Below are 15,959 nucleotides of genomic sequence, written 5' to 3'. Positions count from 1 at the left end.
ATTAGTAAGCAAGGGAATGTACTATGTGTACAGAATATACTATTGTGAAGAGAATGGGAAACTTGTGGCCCGTACCCTCAAATATCTTGCACAGAATAAACTAAAACTTAGCAAGTACACAGAGATTTGCTATTTACAGGAGGAAGGGCAACTTAAGCTTGTTAGAGAGTTTGAATCTCCTCAAAACGCTAATTCTGGATTAAGGAAGGAAGAAAGTATAGGAAATGGAAGGCTTTTTGGATTTCAAGGAATAGGAAATAAGAGTAGAAAAGATGTGAACCAAGAAATTAACGGGAGATCTATGGCGAGTATGTTCAATTTCAAGTCTACTTTTGAGGTAGCCAAAAATCGTCTCAATGATCGACCTTTTTCTCAGCAAAATCTTTTCATGTAGTGAAATTAATGCGTTTTTCATCCCCTTTTTCACCTTGGTAACAAGTTTCAAACCGCGGTTAAACAACTCTTGGAAAAGCTCTTTTTTAATATAGCCTTTATCACCAAACAAAAGACCGGTTAATTTCTTAGTTAGGTTTGCTACAGGCTCTCTATCGTCAACATTACCTCTTGTAAGCGTAAAAGCTTGAATTTCACCTTTCTCGTTAATTATCAAATGTAGTTTAAAGCCGAAAAACCAGCCATATGTACTCTTGCTTAATTTTGCAATTCCAGCAAAAACCTTATTTCTTGATATTCTTTTTGCATGGCAAACTGCAATAGGAGTTGTATCTATGTATGAGATTCCAGTAAGTTCTGACCATCCGCAAAGGCACTGTAATAGCATGGCTAAATGCCACAAAACCCTGGACTTTAGAGCAACAAACCTAGTGTATGAAGGCAACTTCGAAAACTCTGATTTGTAGAGCAATGTTAGGTAATGCAGGTAGAAAGCCTTAAAATTTTCACAGGGAGATTGCTGATACAGGAGGATTATTGTGATAATTTCCGAATGTGTAATTTCTGGCACTCTTGTGGGTTTTACCGTTTGGCAGTAGTTTATCTGCAAAATTTTTCTCTATATCTCTGCAAAAATCATCGACCAGACAAAACAGTTTTGTTATATCTTCCATGGGTAACCTCATCTATTTTTTTCTATTTGTTGAGTTTACCCTACTCTCCTGACTTTTCTATTCTCTTTTTAATCCAGAATTAGCGTTAAAAATATCGAAATTATATACCTACCACCATACTCACCTGAACTCAATCCTGTTGAGAGGTTTTGGTTATATATAAAACAGAACATTTTACGCAATAAAATCTACGATACAATTGTTCTGCTTGAATGCGCTTTGTGTAAATTTATTACCTCTCTTTCCCCTTCCACGGTTAAACAACTCTGCTATGCTTCTTATTTGGTTTATTAATAATGAGAATTGGTATAAGTTATGTGATTTTTAACTTTTCTGTGAGTATATATGCGTATATTCATGGTTAGAGGGTGAAAATGAAAAAAATTACTTACTTTAGTAGTCTGCTGTTCTCTGTCAGCACCGTCTTTTGGAGTTGATTGGATTAGAGATAAAATCTATACTTCGTCGTCATATGGTAATCTTGATATTAATTATGAGCTTGGCTATCATTATACAGATAGCATAAAATTTCAGCTGGTCCTGTATTGAAATCTGTTTTGTTTGGAGGATCTTTGGCAGAGTTAGGATTCATGGCAAAGCTTCATTATCATCATCAATTTGAAAGTACGGATATTACCCCTTATGTTACTTTTGGTGTAGGAGGTGGAGCTAAAGTATCTCTACCAGCACAGCAAGGTCAACAGCCAGACGTAAAAAGTTTTTTCCTACCAGATAGGTGCTGGTATTAATCTTCCACTTTCTGAGAGAACGAATGTTTTCGCTGGCTATAAACTTCACAAGTTCAGTAATTTTTCTCATGGGTTTGAACATGGAATGAGTTTTAATTTATAAGCTCCGATTGAATGTTTTTAGTGAAAGCTTGAGTTTTTATTAACGTCGTAAAGTTTTCATGAGACTAAGAGAATTGGAGAGTAGTCAAGTTTTAAAACTTGACTACTCTCCACGAGGAAAAGCAGATAAAGGTAGAAGTATTTCATGTTTTTATTTATATTGACAGTATGTGTAACATCATTTACGATTAGTGTTAATAACAATAATTGATATTTGTCATGTTTGCAGTAATCGAAACTGGTGGAAAGCAGTATTTAGTAAAAAAAGGCAGCATAATTAAAGTAGAAAGATTACAAGCTGAAGAAAAAGAGGAAGTGGAAATCAATAAAGTGATTTGTGTTTCAAACAATGGCTTATCTTGTTCATCTAATGCTGTTGTTAAAGCTGAAGTACTGGAGCAGTGTAGAGATAAAAAAAATATAATCTTTAAGAAAAAGAGAAGAAAAAATTACCGTAGGAAAAATGGTCATAGGCAGTATATTACTGTTCTTCGTATCAATGAAATTAGTCTTCAAAAGTAAGAGGTAAGATATGGCAACTAAAAAATCAGGTGGTAGTTCCTGTAATGGTAGAGATTCGGCAGGGCGTCGGCTCGGGATAAAGAAGAATGGTGAGGTTATTCCAGGTAACATAATTGTACGTCAAAGAGGTACAAAATTTCATCCTGGAAAGAATGTTGGTATGGGTAAAGATCATACAATTTTTGCTAAAACGAAAGGCTGGGTGAGTTTTAGAAAATCAGCAAATAAAAAGACGTTTATTGATGTTGTGCCTACAGATGATATGCAAGCCTTGGCTTGAATAGATACGGGTCTGTAGCTCAGGTGGTTAGAGCGCACGCCTGATAAGCGTGAGGTCGGAGGTTCAACTCTTCCCAGACCCACCATTTAAATTTGCAATAGTTTTGATATTGTGTAACTAAACGATGGTTTTACATAAGAATTCAGTAACCAGTGAATCAGTAGCAGCCGGTCATCCAGACAAAGTAGCAGACCAGATTTCAGATGCAATACTTGACGAATACCTTTTTAATGACTCTTCCTCTCGTACTGCAATAGAGACTTTAGTTACTAAAGATAATGTTATTATAGCTGGGGAAGTATTTGGGCCGAACATTGAAAATAGCAAGATTGAAAGTATTGTACGGAATACAATAAAAGGTATTGGTTATGAGCATGATGGTTTCCACTGGGAAACAGTGAAAGTAAATATATTGCTACATGAACAATCAAATGACATTGCAATAGGTGTGGATCAAGGTGCTGGGGATCAGGGCATAATGTATGGCTATGCAACAATAGAGACAGAAAGCCTCATGCCGGCACCCATTTTTTATGCACACTCGATTCTGAGAAATATCATGAGTATGGTCAAAGGGGTAAAGCTTGGTCCGGATGCAAAATCGCAAATCACTTTGGCGTATGAGAATAACCTTCCAGTGCGTGCTGAAAGTATTGTTGTTTCAATACAGCATCTTGAGGATCTGAGTCAATCGAAAGTGAAGGAAATAATTTATCCTTACATAGCTTCATCTTTACCTGAAGGGTGGATGTGCCCTAAAGAAAATCTCTTAGTCAATCCAACAGGTAGATTTGTTATTGGCGGACCAGTTGGTGATTGTGGATTAACCGGACGAAAAATTATGGTTGATACTTATGGAGGCTATATTCCACATGGTGGAGGAGCGTTTTCTGGAAAAGATGCAACAAAAGTTGATAGATCCGCGGCTTGTATGGCGAGATACCTTGCTAAAAATATTGTCTTTGCAGGTTTAGCTGAACGTTGTCTTGTGCAGCTTTCTTATGCAATTGGTGTCTCAAAACCTACTTCATTTTACATTGATACATTTGGCACGAATACAATAGATGAAGAGAGGATTAAAGGGTTTATTGAAGGTAACATAGATTTATCAACTAAAGGCATAATAAGACATTTATCACTTAATCGTCCTATATATAAACGTACAGCCTGCTATGGGCATTTTGGTAAAGAATCGGAAAGTGATGGTGGATTTTCTTGGGAAGGTGTGGACTTATCTACTGATTTTTGTAAAGAATTTAATATAGAAGAAAAAAAGAGAGAATTTCTTTAAACTATTAAACTCTTTTATTTCTAGCTTGATACTGATATAATAACTTATTATTAAATTGTAAGTAACTTTTTAGTAATTATACCAGTTTTAATATTTATGAGGCTTACAAGATGTCCGACAAACCAAAAGAAGAATTTTACGATATTGCTGTAAGAGAGTCATCTGGCCTTATTGAAAAAATAATAAAACATCCTTTCAATGTTGAATTAATGAACAGTACTCTAGATTATGAAAAGTTTAAATTTTATCTTCAGCAGGATTTTTTATATTTAGTGGACTGTACTCGTGCTTTATTGATTATTGCAGCTAAAGTTGATGACATTGAAATAATGGGCAGTTTGGTTAATGTAGCAAGGGGAACATTTGTGGTTCGAAAGCAGTATACTGAATATTTTGAGACTTGTGATTTATCCGATAATCATAAAAAATCAAAATCTTGTTCTGCTTTTACTGACTTTTTTATGCGTGCTGCATATCATAATTCTGTTGCTGAAGCTTTAGCAGCGTCTTATCCTTGTTTTAATATATACCAAATTATTATAAATCATATGGTAGGAGAGGTTATGCCTAAAAAAGTTGAAGATCACAGATATCAAGGGTGGATTGATATCTATAATAACACAGTAATGAATGCTACGATTAATCAAGTTACTGACGTTGCAAATAATCTATATGCAAAGGCTGGTGATTATGAGAGGAAAAAGATGCGTGAGTTTTTTAAGAGAGGTCTAGAGCTAGAAATAATGTTTTGGGATGAGATGTATTCTCTAGCATAGTCTGTAGTATTAACACTAAATTATATTCTAGTTTATGTGATGTTTAGTGGTATAATTAAAAGTTATTATGGGTCAAATCTTTTAAAGGATATTATTGAGCATCCTTTCAATGTTGAATTAGCAAACAATACTTTAAACATAGAAAATTTCAAGTTTTATATACAACAAGATGCATTTTTTGTAGCTGATTATGTTCGTACTGTTTTAATTATTGCATCAAAAATGGAGAGTTGTAACAACATTGTTCCATTAATTGAGGTGGCTCAAGGAGGAATAGAGATTATAAGAGTGTTATGCGACCACTACTTTGCTGTATACTCTATAAATCGTGGAGAAAAGTCGCTAGAGTGTTTCAATTTTACTAACTTTCTTTTGTCTACTTCGTATAGCGACATTTATGAAGCTGTAACAGTTATTTACTCTTGCCATTTTATATATAAAGTTGTTATTGGTAGTATGAGAAGTAAAATTAAAAAAAATAATAGGTATAAGGATTGGTTTGATTTTTTTAGCAGTAGCTTGATGGAATCTGGATGTGTTGCTTTGGAAGATATTGTTGACGAGTATTGTAACAAAGCAAGGGAAAGTGAAAGAACCAGAATGCTTGAATTATTTAAAATAACAGCACAATTTGAGTTAGACTTTTGGAATAGCGCATATAATTTTTCAAAATTTGATCAAGATTTTAAGAAATATTGACAATTTTAAGCTAATTTGTATGCTTGATATGTATTTTTGAAGGTGATATGAAAAGCAAAGAACATGATTTTCATTTAGTGGACCCAAGTCCCTGGCCAATTGCTATATCAGCAGCAATTCTTATTCTTGCACTTGGATTAGTTGGTACACTCCATAAACAAGTTTCTGGAATATTTGGTTTAGTTTTGGGAATCTCTGCGGTATCAGGAGTGCTGTTTTATTGGTGGAGAGATGTAATAAGAGAAGCAATTTATGATAAATGCCATACTGCCATTGTAAAACATGGACTCAAGCTTGCAATGTACTTATTTATCCTCTCGGAAGTTGTGTTTTTTATAGCGTTCTTTTGTTCATTCTTTAAAGCCTGGCTTGATCCGGTTTTTTTATTTGAAGCGTTTTCTCCTACAAAAAAAGTTGAATGGCCCCCTGAAGGGATTTTACCACCGGATCCGTGGTCGTTACCATTTATGAATACACTAATATTATTGCTTTCTGGTACAACAATTACTTCAGCACATCATTTTTTACTTGAAAATGATAAAAAAAGCATGATTAAAATGCTGTCTATAACTATATTGCTTGGGATGTTCTTTATAATAGTGCAAGCAATTGAGTATTATGAAGCAAGTTTTTCTCTACAAGAAGCGGGAGAGAAACTTATCTATACATCCAACTTTTACATGATTACTGGTTTTCATTGTGTGCATGTTATAATAGGTATAATATTTTTGTCAGTATGTTTATTTAGAGCTCGAAAAGATCAATTTACACCTCAAGATCACTTATGCTTTGAGTTTGCTTCTTGGTATTGGCACTTTGTCGATCTAGTCTGGATATTTTTATTTCTGTTTATTTATTGGTTAAGCATTTATTAAGTGATTAAAATAATAGGCCTAGATCCAGGGATGAGTAAGACTGGTTGGGCCATTATTAGACTGGAAGAAAAGAATAATATTAAATTTTTGGGTGGCGGTACCATATCAACTGATGGTAAATTGGGTGTAGGTGAACGTCTACATATAATTTTTGAACAATTAAAGAAAGTAATTTTCCTATACTCTCCAAATGAAGCTGCTGTAGAAAAAATTTTTATTAATAAGAATCCAAAATCTTCGCTAACTTTAGGATATGCAAGAGCAATTGCAATTTTAATATTACGAATGACGGCTTTACCCATGAATGAATATGATGCAAACTATATAAAAAAGAGCATTACTGGAAATGGTCATGCTGATAAGGGTCAGATTATATTTATGGTAAAGCAAATAGTTAAAAGCTCAAATATAAAATGTTACCATACTGCTGATGCTCTTGCTACAGCAATTTGTCATGCTTATACGAGAAATTCTTGTTTTATGAGAATTGGTAGTTAATTCAAATTTTAAACTTGTAAGGCGTGGATTTTTGAAATCTTGCATCTAATTATAAATACATATCAGTTATCAGATTTAGAATATAGCAGAAATTGCTGCAGCAATAATATAACTATCTTCTATCTATAATGAAGACAAGTAGTGAATCACTATTTGCGATTCACTTTTTATCTGTTTAAGCTTTACTATCTTTCTACGGAGTTTTTAGCTTCAATTTGTAAACTATTTATTTTTGTTGCTAAAGGTTTACCTATTGTGCTGGAATTTGTGGATGACTGTTCTTTCTCTCGTGACCTATTTTTGGACAGTATCTTTCTTATTTCTTGAATATTGCTCTCTCTTTCTTCTCGAGTCGGTAATGTTGCAGTATAAGACTGATCTTCACGCAGCTTTATATAAGAATGCTCTTTACCACCAAATTTATAATTTCCAGTCATATTTTGTATAATTATCTGGACCTTTTCATAACTATAACTAATACCAATTCCCGCTATACAAGCAACGAATAGAAAATAATGGAAAAAAGCCATACTGAAGTAAGTAAAATAGCGAGGTTTAGATGGGCATTAAGATCAAAATTATTGGATGAAAAAGTGGTGAAATCAGCAAAAGAGATGCTGAAGAGAGTAAGAAATAATGCGTATGTTGCAAAAAAACTAAATGCTGTAATTGCAGCAAAAAAGCACAGTATAACAGCTGTAGCAAAAATATGTTGCATTTCGAGAAAGGCAATTACTACATGGATAAAGCACATAAAATTTGGAAGAGAAGAAAAATTATTTGCTCCACCTCAACGCCGTAGAAAAACTATATTGAACCAAAGTCAACTTGAACGAATTGAGTTGTGGATAGAGGAAAACCCCAATATTACTATTAACGCTAATTCTGGATTAAAAAGAGAATAGAAAAGTCAGGAGAGTAGGGTAAACTCAACAAATAGAAAAAAATAGATGAGGTTACCCATGGAAGATATAACAAAACTGTTTTGTCTGGTCGATGATTTTTGCAGAGATATAGAGAAAAATTTTGCAGACAAACTACTGCCAAACGGTAAAAAACCCACAAGAGTGCCAGAAATTACACATTCGGAAATTATCACAATAATCCTCCTGTATCAGCAATCTCCCTGTGAAAATTTTAAGGCTTTCTACCTGCATTACCTAACATTGCTCTACAAATCAGAGTTTTCGAAGTTGCCTTCATACACTAGGTTTGTTGCTCTAAAGCCCAGGGTTTTGTGGCATTTAGCCATGCTATTACAGTGCCTTTGCGGATGGTCAGAACTTACTGGAATCTCATACATAGATACAACTCCTATTGCAGTTTGCCATGCAAAAAGAATATCAAGAAATAAGGTTTTTGCTGGAATTGCAAAATTAAGCAAGAGTACATATGGCTGGTTTTTCGGCTTTAAACTACATTTGATAATTAACGAGAAAGGTGAAATTCAAGCTTTTACGCTTACAAGAGGTAATGTTGACGATAGAGAGCCTGTAGCAAACCTAACTAAGAAATTAACCGGTCTTTTGTTTGGTGATAAAGGCTATATTAAAAAAGAGCTTTTCCAAGAGTTGTTTAACCGCGGTTTGAAACTTGTTACCAAGGTGAAAAAGGGGATGAAAAACACATTAATTTCACTACATGAAAAGATTTTGCTGAGAAAAAGGTCGATCATTGAGACGATTTTTGGCTACCTCAAAAATAGACTTGAAATTGAACATACTCGCCATAGATCTCCCGTTAATTTCTTGGTTCACATCTTTTCTACTCTCATTTCCTATTCCTTGAAATCCAAAAAGCCTTCCATTTCCTATACTTTCTTCCTTCCTTAATCCAGAATTAGCGTTTTGAAGGCCACTGTAATATGGATGTTTTTAATGGATGGTTTGAGCAATTTTTGACACCAATCTTGGAACCTGGACAAACTGTCATTCTTGACAATGCTATAGTATTTCCTAAAGTAAATGATAAAGGTATAATAGAGTATTTGAGTTATAATGGCATATAGTGTGGATTTAAGGGAAAAGGCAGTATTGATGATAGAAAAAGGGAAGACAAAGGTTGAGATAGCAGAGCTCATGGAGATAGGAATAGCAACGCTGTACCGCTGGTTAAAAAAGAAAGCTGCTGGTGAAAGCCTAAAGCCATCTAAAAACGGTAGCTTTATTCGAAAAATAGACCCAAAAATACTCGAAGAATATGTTACAAAGAATCCAGATCATACTCTGGCAGAGATGAAACAAAATCTTGGATTTGGAATAAATTCAATTTGGTATAGACTAAAACAGCTAAAAATTACTTTAAAAAAAAGTCACACTATATCAAGAGCGCAATCAAGAAGATAGGCAGCAATTTATTGATAAAATCTCAAAAATAGACCATTCCAGCATCTTATATATAGATGAAGCAGGAGTTGATAATAAGTTATACCGAGAATATGGACGTGCTCCAAGAGGAAAGAAAATTTATGCAGATATTCCAGCGAGAGAGAATCGGTATAGTAGCCGGGTGGATTGGAATGAGATTTATTGCACCAATGACTTTCAAAGGTGGGTGTGACAAAGAGGTATTCAATATATGGTTGGAGAAACCTAAATTGCCACTTGGCACAACCATAGTTATGGATAATGCTACATTTCATAAGACCACTAAAACAAAATCATTAATAGAGTCTTTTGGCTGTCATGTGCTGTATCTTCCAACATATTCACCAGATTTGAATCCTCACTTTTACCCACAACTTTGAGAGGTCATTATGCGAAGCATAACCATGCTTTCCCTGAGGTTTTCATAACCACGCCATAGAGTCATAGTTCCTGGTAAATTATCACTTTTTCTATTCATAAATCCACCTAATTTTCCTAACCAAATAATAGCTTGTTTTATGTTTGGAGGTTCTTCTGGCAATTTGGCTACTTTATGCTCACGTATGTAAAGGGTTTTCCACTCTTCATTACTTAAAACCTTAGTACAAACCTCCATAGGATTCGATAAAGCGATTTTTGTTAAATATAAAATATTAAATGCAATAATGCTCTTTATAGCGATTAATTTCTCTAATCTTTCTTTTGTAGCTAAACGAGAGCTTTCTACCTTACATCCTGATTTTAAAATCCTAAAATACTCCTCGATTTTCCATCTTAGCTTATACCAATTTATCCTTTCTATAGCATCTAAAGTGCTATTAACTGGTACATTAGTCAGCAAAGTCCAATCAATAGCTTCTACTCTTTCAGGAGGATTTGTTTCTTTGGCACTTACTACATATATAGCGATTTTATCACTTATTTTATGCTCTGTATCTTTCGATCCATAAATGTAAGGAGATCTGATAGGTATATAGCCTTTCATATACCTGACTTCAATGTTAGCTTTTCTTGAGATCTGGTATTTATTTTCAGCAACATTCAAGACAATTTCCTTTTTTACAGGCAGTTGAGTTATACGTGTTTGCAAATCCGTTTTTCCCCCTTCAATACAGATGAATTTCCTATTAGTTCGGTTGCGGATTACATAAAAACTGTCCAATGATTCAACAGTCCATAAAAACTTAAAAATATCTGCTTCCCTATCACCAATAGTAACAAGCTGTACACCTTCTGCGAGGTTATTTAGGGTTTCTTTTAGTGCCGCTATCCACTTATAGCTTTCTTTCTCCTTTATAGCAGTACGGTATTTCCTGTTTGCTTTTTCTTGGGCTGTTTCTTCCCTGATAGAACGTGCCCAACACTGTTGAGAAGATAGCCCTAAAGGTAATCCGTCTTTGTTAACCATTAAGTTACTGTGCAATAACAAACCCTTTTTATATTTTGTATAGGCTTTAGAAATACTACCTAGACCCTTAGTCTTTATATGAGAGTCAAAATCCAAATAACTTGTATCTTGAACTGAAAATACCAGCTCATTTCCTTTTATCCTTTCCATAGTTTCTTTATAATGGGAAGAATAAATTTCCTTAGCTTCAAGCTTCTCATTGCTAAATAATCTGTATGCACCTTTAGCTTCTTTCCATCCTACACAGCTTTGACTAATTGACCCAGACGCCTTATTCTCTATTAAATAGCTTGTTTTAATAAGTCTTGTATTAAGCCTTACATCTCCCAGATTAACATGTCTCAACTCTTTTTCTAGCCATTTATCTCCTAAGCCATCAGCACATTGTACATTTCTATTTACTTCACACATTTTTACCTCATCTTAAGTATATTTTTCTCTATCTTACTTGCTTTTTATACTTGTGGGTAAAAGTGAGGATTCAAATCTGGTGAATATGTTGGAAGATACAGCACATGACAGCCAAAAGACTCTATTAATGATTTTGTTTTAGTGGTCTTATGAAATGTAGCATTATCCATAACTATGGTTGTGCCAAGTGGCAATTTAGGTTTCTCCAACCATATATTGAATACCTCTTTGTCACACCCACCTTTGAAAGTCATTGGTGCAATAAATCTCATTCCAATCCACCCGGCTACTATACTGATTCTCTCTCGCTGGAATATCTGCATAAATTTTCTTTCCTCTTGGAGCACGTCCATATTCTCGGTATAACTTATTATCAACTCCTGCTTCATCTATATATAAGATGCTGGAATGGTCTATTTTTGAGATTTTATCAATAAATTGCTGCCTATCTTCTTGATTGCGCTCTTGATATAGTGTGACTTTTTTTTAAAAGTAATTTTTAGCTGTTTTAGTCTATACCAAATTGAATTTATTCCAAATCCAAGATTTTGTTTCATCTCTGCCAGAGTATGATCTGGATTCTTTGTAACATATTCTTCGAGTATTTTTGGGTCTATTTTTCGAATAAAGCTACCGTTTTTAGATGGCTTTAGGCTTTCACCAGCAGCTTTCTTTTTTAACCAGCGGTACAGCGTTGCTATTCCTATCTCCATGAGCTCTGCTATCTCAACCTTTGTCTTCCCTTTTTCTATCATCAATACTGCCTTTTCCCTTAAATCCACACTATATGCCATTATAACTCAAATACTCTATTATACCTTTATCATTTACTTTAGGAAATACTATAGTTGCAAGTTATTCTCGGTTGCTTAGCGAAAAGCACTCACTCGATACAAGGTGCATAATGCAATCTGATTGGTATAGAGAGCTATTTCCGAAAGTAGAATTATGCAAAGATCAAAACACTAAATATAAATTTCAAACAGTGCAAAGAGGATGTCGAATTGCAACATCAGTTGGGGGAACATTAACCGGTGAAGGTGGAGATTTCATTATTGTGGATGATCCACTAAGTCCCGCACAAGCTTTGAGCGAAACATTTAGAAAGCGTGCTGCAAACTGGTTTGATCAGGCTTTAGTAACCAGGGTCAACGACAGAAAAAAAGGAGTTATCGTTCTTGTGATGCACAGACTCCATTTAGAAGATTTAACTGGTCACCTCCTCTGTAAACCAAGAAACATATGGCATCATGTTTGTTTACCAATAATAGCTGAAGATAAGGAGATTATTTATTCAGTTAATAATCATATTCCAGAGCATGAACAGGAAATATACTCAAGAAAAGAAGGTCAATTGTTGTATTCCCTAACTGAAGGAAAAGAAGAAATTGAGATGATAAAAGCTGGACTTGGGAGTTATGGTTTTGCTGCTCAATACCAACAAAACCCTATACCACTTTCAAGTGGTATAATTAAACGAGAGTGGTTGAAGCGCTATAAAAATTTTCCTGATAGCCTCTTGCATGTAACACAAAGTTGGGATACTGCAATTTCAACAAACAATACAAGTGACTTTAGTGTCTGCACTACCTGGACAAAAGTAGATAATACATTCTATTTACACCAATTCTCATTATTAATGAACCAAATAAGAAGCATAGCAGAGTTGTTTAACCGTGGAAGGGGAAAGAGAGGTAATAAATTTACACAAAGCGCATTCAAGCAGAACAATTGTATCGTAGATTTTATTGCGCAAAATGTTCTGTTTTATATATAACCAAAACCTCTCAACAGGATTGAGTTCAGGTGAGTATGGTGGTAGGTATATAATTTCGATATTTTTAGGTGCCTTTAAATTTTTTGACTTATGCCAACTAGCGCAATCCATCAAGAGAAAAGCCTTTCGTATTCCTAAATATTGCGACATCTGTTCAAGGAATATATTTATACAATCAGTGTTGACGTTTGGTGCAAATAAGCTAAAATTCTCTCCATTTCTGGGATTAACTGCACTATAGAGATAAAAATTTTCCCTACCTAATTTTACCTTAACCTGTGTCCTACTGCCTTTTTTAAACCACCCATGTCCAACTTTCGAATGTGTACCAAACCGTGATTCATCGAAGAAAAATAGCTCTTTTTCAGAATGCATGACAATAGTTTCATTGAGGTTTTTTTTTAAACTCCTCTTGCTTGTTTTTATCTTGTCCACTATGAACTGGTCTTGGTGTGATATATGAGAATTTCATTCTTTGCATATTACGATGTATTGCGGATTTTCTGATATTCAAACCAAATCTTTCTTGGATTCTTATTCTCATTTCTCTAATAACGCTAATTCTGGATTAAAAAGAGAATAGAAAAGTCAGGAGAGTAGGGTAAACTCAACAAATAGAAAAAAATAGATGAGGTTACCCATGGAAGATATAACAAAACTGTTTTGTCTGGTCGATGATTTTTGCAGAGATATAGAGAAAAATTTTGCAGATAAACTACTGCCAAACGGTAAAAAACCCACAAGAGTGCCAGAAATTACACATTCGGAAATTATCACAATAATCCTCCTGTATCAGCAATCTCCCTGTGAAAATTTTAAGGCTTTCTACCTGCATTACCTAACATTGCTCTACAAATCAGAGTTTTCGAAGTTGCCTTCATACACTAGGTTTGTTGCTCTAAAGTCCAGGGTTTTGTGGCATTTAGCCATGCTATTACAGTGCCTTTGCGGATGGTCAGAACTTACTGGAATCTCATACATAGATACAACTCCTATTGCAGTTTGCCATGCAAAAAGAATATCAAGAAATAAGGTTTTTGCTGGAATTGCAAAATTAAGCAAGAGTACATATGGCTGGTTTTTCGGCTTTAAACTACATTTGATAATTAACGAGAAAGGTGAAATTCAAGCTTTTACGCTTACAAGAGGTAATGTTGACGATAGAGAGCCTGTAGCAAACCTAACTAAGAAATTAACCGGTCTTTTGTTTGGTGATAAAGGCTATATTAAAAAAGAGCTTTTCCAAGAGTTGTTTAACCGCGGTTTGAAACTTGTTACCAAGGTGAAAAAGGGGATGAAAAACGCATTAATTTCACTACATGAAAAGATTTTGCTGAGAAAAAGGTCGATCATTGAGACGATTTTTGGCTACCTCAAAAATAGACTTGAAATTGAACATACTCGCCATAGATCTCCCGTTAATTTCTTGGTTCACATCTTTTCTACTCTTATTTCCTATTCCTTGAAATCCAAAAAGCCTTCCATTTCCTATACTTTCTTCCTTCCTTAATCCAGAATTAGCGTTAATAGTAATATTGGGGTTTTCCTCTATCCACAACTCAATTCGTTCAAGTTGACTTTGGTTCAATATAGTTTTTCTACGGCGTTGAGGTGGAGCAAATAATTTTTCTTCTCTTCCAAATTTTATGTGCTTTATCCATGTAGTAATTGCCTTTCTCGAAATGCAACATATTTTTGCTACAGCTGTTATACTGTGCTTTTTTGCTGCAATGACAGCATTTAGTTTTTTTGCAACATACGCATTATTTCTTACTCTCTTCAGCATCTCTTTTGCTGATTTCACCACTTTTTCATCCAATAATTTTGATCTTAATGCCATCTAAACCTCGCTATTTTACTTACTTCAGTATGGCTTTTTTCCATTATTTTCTATTCGTTGCTTGTATAGCGGGAATTGGTATTACTCGATGTATATCGCGCAAAACTTGAATATCCAAAACTTAAAGAGAAAGTTCTATCGCTGGCTGCAAGGTGGAAGCCACACGCAATTTTAATCGAAGCAAAAGCAAGCGGTCAGCAATTGGTTCAGGAGCTCAGGAAAAACAGTGATTTACCTATTATTCAAATAGTACCACATGATGACAAATTAACTCGATTTCACCGAATTGTACCAATTATAGAATCTGAGCGGGTTTTTCTCCCTAACCAAGCAGTATGGCTTAGCGACTTTGAATATGAGATTTTAATGTTTCCAGAAACCCGTCACGATGATCAAGTAGACAGTACCGTGCAATATCTTCAGTGGGTGAGAAACAATATTGCTAGAGTGGTAGCTATACGTTCATTGTAGCTTGAAAAGGTTCCTCGGAATTGTGTATAATTTTTTTAACTGAGCTTATTTAACTTATCCATTTTCTGAATGATATTTTAGGGTTTATTGAAATAAATACTACGCAAAAATTCTATCTCTGGGTGCTTAGATGAATATCTTTATATTAGACGAAAATCCTGTAACTGCAGCACAAATGTTATGCGATAAGCACATAGTAAAAATGCCGCTAGAAACTGCTCAATTGCTTAGCAGTGTTTTTTCAATAGCATTAAAAGAGCCAAATCCTTTAGTCAGCATTACAAACCAGAATATAGAAGTTCCATATAAACTTACTCACAAAAACCATCCTTGTTCTTTATGGGCTAGACAATCAAAAGGAAACTTTGATTGGTTAATAAAACATGGAAAAGAATTGTGTATAGAATATAGCTTGCGATACAAAAGAACGCATAAATCCGAAGAAGTTATAGATTGGTGCGATAATAACAAGGATTTGCTAATATTTCGATCAGCTGATATACAAGCTTTTACACAAGCGTTACCTGATCGATATAAATGTAGTAACCCAATAGAAGCCTATAGAGAATATTACCTAAAAGAAAAGATGAGATTTGCTAAGTGGGAAAAAGGTAGAGAAGCACCAGATTGGTTGCTAGACAAAATGCTATAGGTTATAAAATTATCCAAATCGGTCATAAAAAAGGTAAATTGAAGCTACAAAAGCAATGCTGGCCGATAATGTTGATGTTTATCAAGTTTATTGATCTTTCTATTTGTGAGATTAAAGAATTTAGTGAACTGTTATTTCCAATACATGATGGGCTGTTTGCACTGTAGAGTGTCAT

General features: G+C 34.4%; 17 protein-coding genes, 1 tRNA gene and 9 pseudogenes. 20 read left to right on the top strand and 7 right to left on the bottom strand.

Going from position 1 to position 15,959, the window contains the following annotated elements:
- Positions 1-199: 199 nt before the first annotated feature.
- Positions 200-1,067, bottom strand: a pseudogene (locus O1Q06_RS08580) (IS982 family transposase).
- A gap of 87 nt (positions 1,068-1,154) precedes the next feature.
- Between O1Q06_RS08580 and O1Q06_RS08575 the strand changes: the two are divergent.
- The 10 genes and pseudogenes from O1Q06_RS08575 to ruvC all read left to right on the top strand — a co-directional run.
- Positions 1,155-1,361: pseudogene (locus O1Q06_RS08575) on the top strand (transposase); the annotation flags it as partial.
- A 117-nt stretch (positions 1,362-1,478) separates the two neighbouring features.
- Positions 1,479-1,919, top strand: a pseudogene (locus O1Q06_RS08570) (acyloxyacyl hydrolase).
- A 218-nt stretch (positions 1,920-2,137) separates the two neighbouring features.
- The gene (rplU, locus tag O1Q06_RS08565) at positions 2,138-2,440 is read left to right on the top strand and encodes a 50S ribosomal protein L21 (RefSeq protein ID WP_410542668.1); all 303 of its coding nucleotides are present in this window, start codon (positions 2,138-2,140) and stop codon (positions 2,438-2,440) included.
- Between the two features lie 10 nt (positions 2,441-2,450).
- Positions 2,451-2,720, top strand: a complete 270-nt coding sequence (rpmA, locus tag O1Q06_RS08560; protein ID WP_006012184.1) for a 50S ribosomal protein L27 — start codon at positions 2,451-2,453, stop codon at positions 2,718-2,720.
- A gap of 8 nt (positions 2,721-2,728) precedes the next feature.
- Positions 2,729-2,805 (top strand) — tRNA-Ile (locus tag O1Q06_RS08555).
- A gap of 39 nt (positions 2,806-2,844) precedes the next feature.
- On the top strand, positions 2,845-4,011 hold the full coding sequence (gene metK / locus O1Q06_RS08550) for a methionine adenosyltransferase (protein WP_410542667.1): 1,167 nt from the start codon (positions 2,845-2,847) through the stop codon (positions 4,009-4,011).
- 110 nt (positions 4,012-4,121) lie between these two features.
- Positions 4,122-4,787, top strand: coding sequence for a TenA family protein (locus O1Q06_RS08545; protein WP_410542666.1), 666 nt, complete (start codon positions 4,122-4,124; stop codon positions 4,785-4,787).
- A 39-nt stretch (positions 4,788-4,826) separates the two neighbouring features.
- Positions 4,827-5,486 (top strand): TenA family protein, encoded by a 660-nt coding sequence (locus O1Q06_RS08540; protein ID WP_410542665.1) that lies wholly within the window; start codon positions 4,827-4,829, stop codon positions 5,484-5,486.
- A gap of 47 nt (positions 5,487-5,533) precedes the next feature.
- Positions 5,534-6,361: a cytochrome c oxidase subunit 3 gene (locus O1Q06_RS08535; protein ID WP_410542664.1), complete on the top strand. Its 828-nt coding sequence runs from the start codon at positions 5,534-5,536 to the stop codon at positions 6,359-6,361.
- Entirely contained in the window at positions 6,362-6,859 is a 498-nt protein-coding gene (gene ruvC / locus O1Q06_RS08530) for a crossover junction endodeoxyribonuclease RuvC (RefSeq protein WP_410542663.1), read from the top strand. It begins immediately after the preceding gene.
- Positions 6,860-7,044: 185 nt separating this feature from the next.
- On the opposite strand, the gene O1Q06_RS08525 is transcribed toward ruvC, so the two are convergent.
- Positions 7,045-7,296 (bottom strand): hypothetical protein, encoded by a 252-nt coding sequence (locus tag O1Q06_RS08525; RefSeq protein WP_410542662.1) that lies wholly within the window; start codon positions 7,294-7,296, stop codon positions 7,045-7,047.
- Positions 7,297-7,374: 78 nt separating this feature from the next.
- Between O1Q06_RS08525 and O1Q06_RS08520 the strand changes: the two are divergent.
- The 5 genes and pseudogenes from O1Q06_RS08520 to O1Q06_RS08500 all read left to right on the top strand — a co-directional run.
- A pseudogene (locus tag O1Q06_RS08520) lies at positions 7,375-7,734 on the top strand (hypothetical protein); the annotation flags it as partial.
- An 87-nt stretch (positions 7,735-7,821) separates the two neighbouring features.
- Positions 7,822-8,691, top strand: coding sequence for an IS982 family transposase (locus O1Q06_RS08515; RefSeq protein WP_410542605.1), 870 nt, complete (start codon positions 7,822-7,824; stop codon positions 8,689-8,691).
- A gap of 14 nt (positions 8,692-8,705) precedes the next feature.
- A pseudogene (locus O1Q06_RS08510) lies at positions 8,706-8,825 on the top strand (IS630 family transposase); the annotation flags it as partial.
- A 31-nt stretch (positions 8,826-8,856) separates the two neighbouring features.
- Complete coding sequence (locus O1Q06_RS08505) at positions 8,857-9,204, top strand: transposase (RefSeq protein ID WP_264336399.1); 348 nt, start codon at positions 8,857-8,859, stop codon at positions 9,202-9,204.
- 56 nt (positions 9,205-9,260) lie between these two features.
- Complete coding sequence (locus O1Q06_RS08500) at positions 9,261-9,605, top strand: transposase (protein WP_410542578.1); 345 nt, start codon at positions 9,261-9,263, stop codon at positions 9,603-9,605.
- On the opposite strand, the gene O1Q06_RS08495 is transcribed toward O1Q06_RS08500, so the two are convergent.
- Genes O1Q06_RS08495 through O1Q06_RS08485 form a run of 3 tightly spaced genes read right to left on the bottom strand, consistent with a single transcriptional unit; the run spans position 9,590 to position 11,838 of the window.
- The gene (locus O1Q06_RS08495; protein WP_410542423.1) at positions 9,590-11,044 is read right to left on the bottom strand and encodes an IS4 family transposase; all 1,455 of its coding nucleotides are present in this window, start codon (positions 11,042-11,044) and stop codon (positions 9,590-9,592) included. The two genes, O1Q06_RS08500 and O1Q06_RS08495, sit on opposite strands and share 16 nt — an antisense overlap.
- Positions 11,045-11,088: 44 nt before the next feature.
- Positions 11,089-11,433, bottom strand: a complete 345-nt coding sequence (locus O1Q06_RS08490) for a transposase (protein WP_410542566.1) — start codon at positions 11,431-11,433, stop codon at positions 11,089-11,091.
- Positions 11,434-11,457: 24 nt separating this feature from the next.
- Complete coding sequence (locus tag O1Q06_RS08485) at positions 11,458-11,838, bottom strand: IS630 transposase-related protein (protein WP_410542537.1); 381 nt, start codon at positions 11,836-11,838, stop codon at positions 11,458-11,460.
- 50 nt (positions 11,839-11,888) lie between these two features.
- Here O1Q06_RS08485 and O1Q06_RS08480 point away from each other — a divergent pair.
- Positions 11,889-12,665 (top strand): annotated as a pseudogene (locus O1Q06_RS08480) (terminase); the annotation flags it as partial.
- 15 nt (positions 12,666-12,680) lie between these two features.
- Here O1Q06_RS08480 and O1Q06_RS08475 read toward each other — a convergent pair.
- Positions 12,681-13,374, bottom strand: a pseudogene (locus O1Q06_RS08475) (IS630 family transposase); the annotation flags it as partial.
- Positions 13,375-13,461: 87 nt separating this feature from the next.
- Here O1Q06_RS08475 and O1Q06_RS08470 point away from each other — a divergent pair.
- Positions 13,462-14,331, top strand: coding sequence for an IS982 family transposase (locus tag O1Q06_RS08470; RefSeq protein ID WP_410542661.1), 870 nt, complete (start codon positions 13,462-13,464; stop codon positions 14,329-14,331).
- On the opposite strand, the pseudogene O1Q06_RS08465 reads toward O1Q06_RS08470, so the two are convergent.
- A pseudogene (locus O1Q06_RS08465) lies at positions 14,242-14,661 on the bottom strand (IS630 family transposase); the annotation flags it as partial. The gene O1Q06_RS08470 and the pseudogene O1Q06_RS08465 sit on opposite strands and share 90 nt — an antisense overlap.
- An 81-nt stretch (positions 14,662-14,742) precedes the next feature.
- Between O1Q06_RS08465 and terL the strand changes: the two are divergent.
- From terL to O1Q06_RS08450, 3 genes and pseudogenes are all read left to right on the top strand, one after another.
- Positions 14,743-15,132, top strand: a pseudogene (terL, locus tag O1Q06_RS08460) (phage terminase large subunit); the annotation flags it as partial.
- 130 nt (positions 15,133-15,262) lie between these two features.
- The gene (locus O1Q06_RS08455; protein WP_006013204.1) at positions 15,263-15,784 is read left to right on the top strand and encodes a pyrimidine dimer DNA glycosylase/endonuclease V; all 522 of its coding nucleotides are present in this window, start codon (positions 15,263-15,265) and stop codon (positions 15,782-15,784) included.
- A complete protein-coding gene (locus O1Q06_RS08450; RefSeq protein ID WP_410542660.1) occupies positions 15,760-15,951 on the top strand; it encodes a hypothetical protein in 192 nt (63 codons plus the stop codon). The genes O1Q06_RS08455 and O1Q06_RS08450 overlap by 25 nt, the downstream gene beginning before the upstream one ends.
- Positions 15,952-15,959 lie beyond the last annotated feature (8 nt).

Source organism: Wolbachia endosymbiont of Tetranychus urticae (assembly GCF_046529255.1).
Lineage (GTDB): Bacteria > Pseudomonadota > Alphaproteobacteria > Rickettsiales > Anaplasmataceae > Wolbachia.
This window is presented reverse-complemented; position numbering and strand designations above follow the sequence as displayed.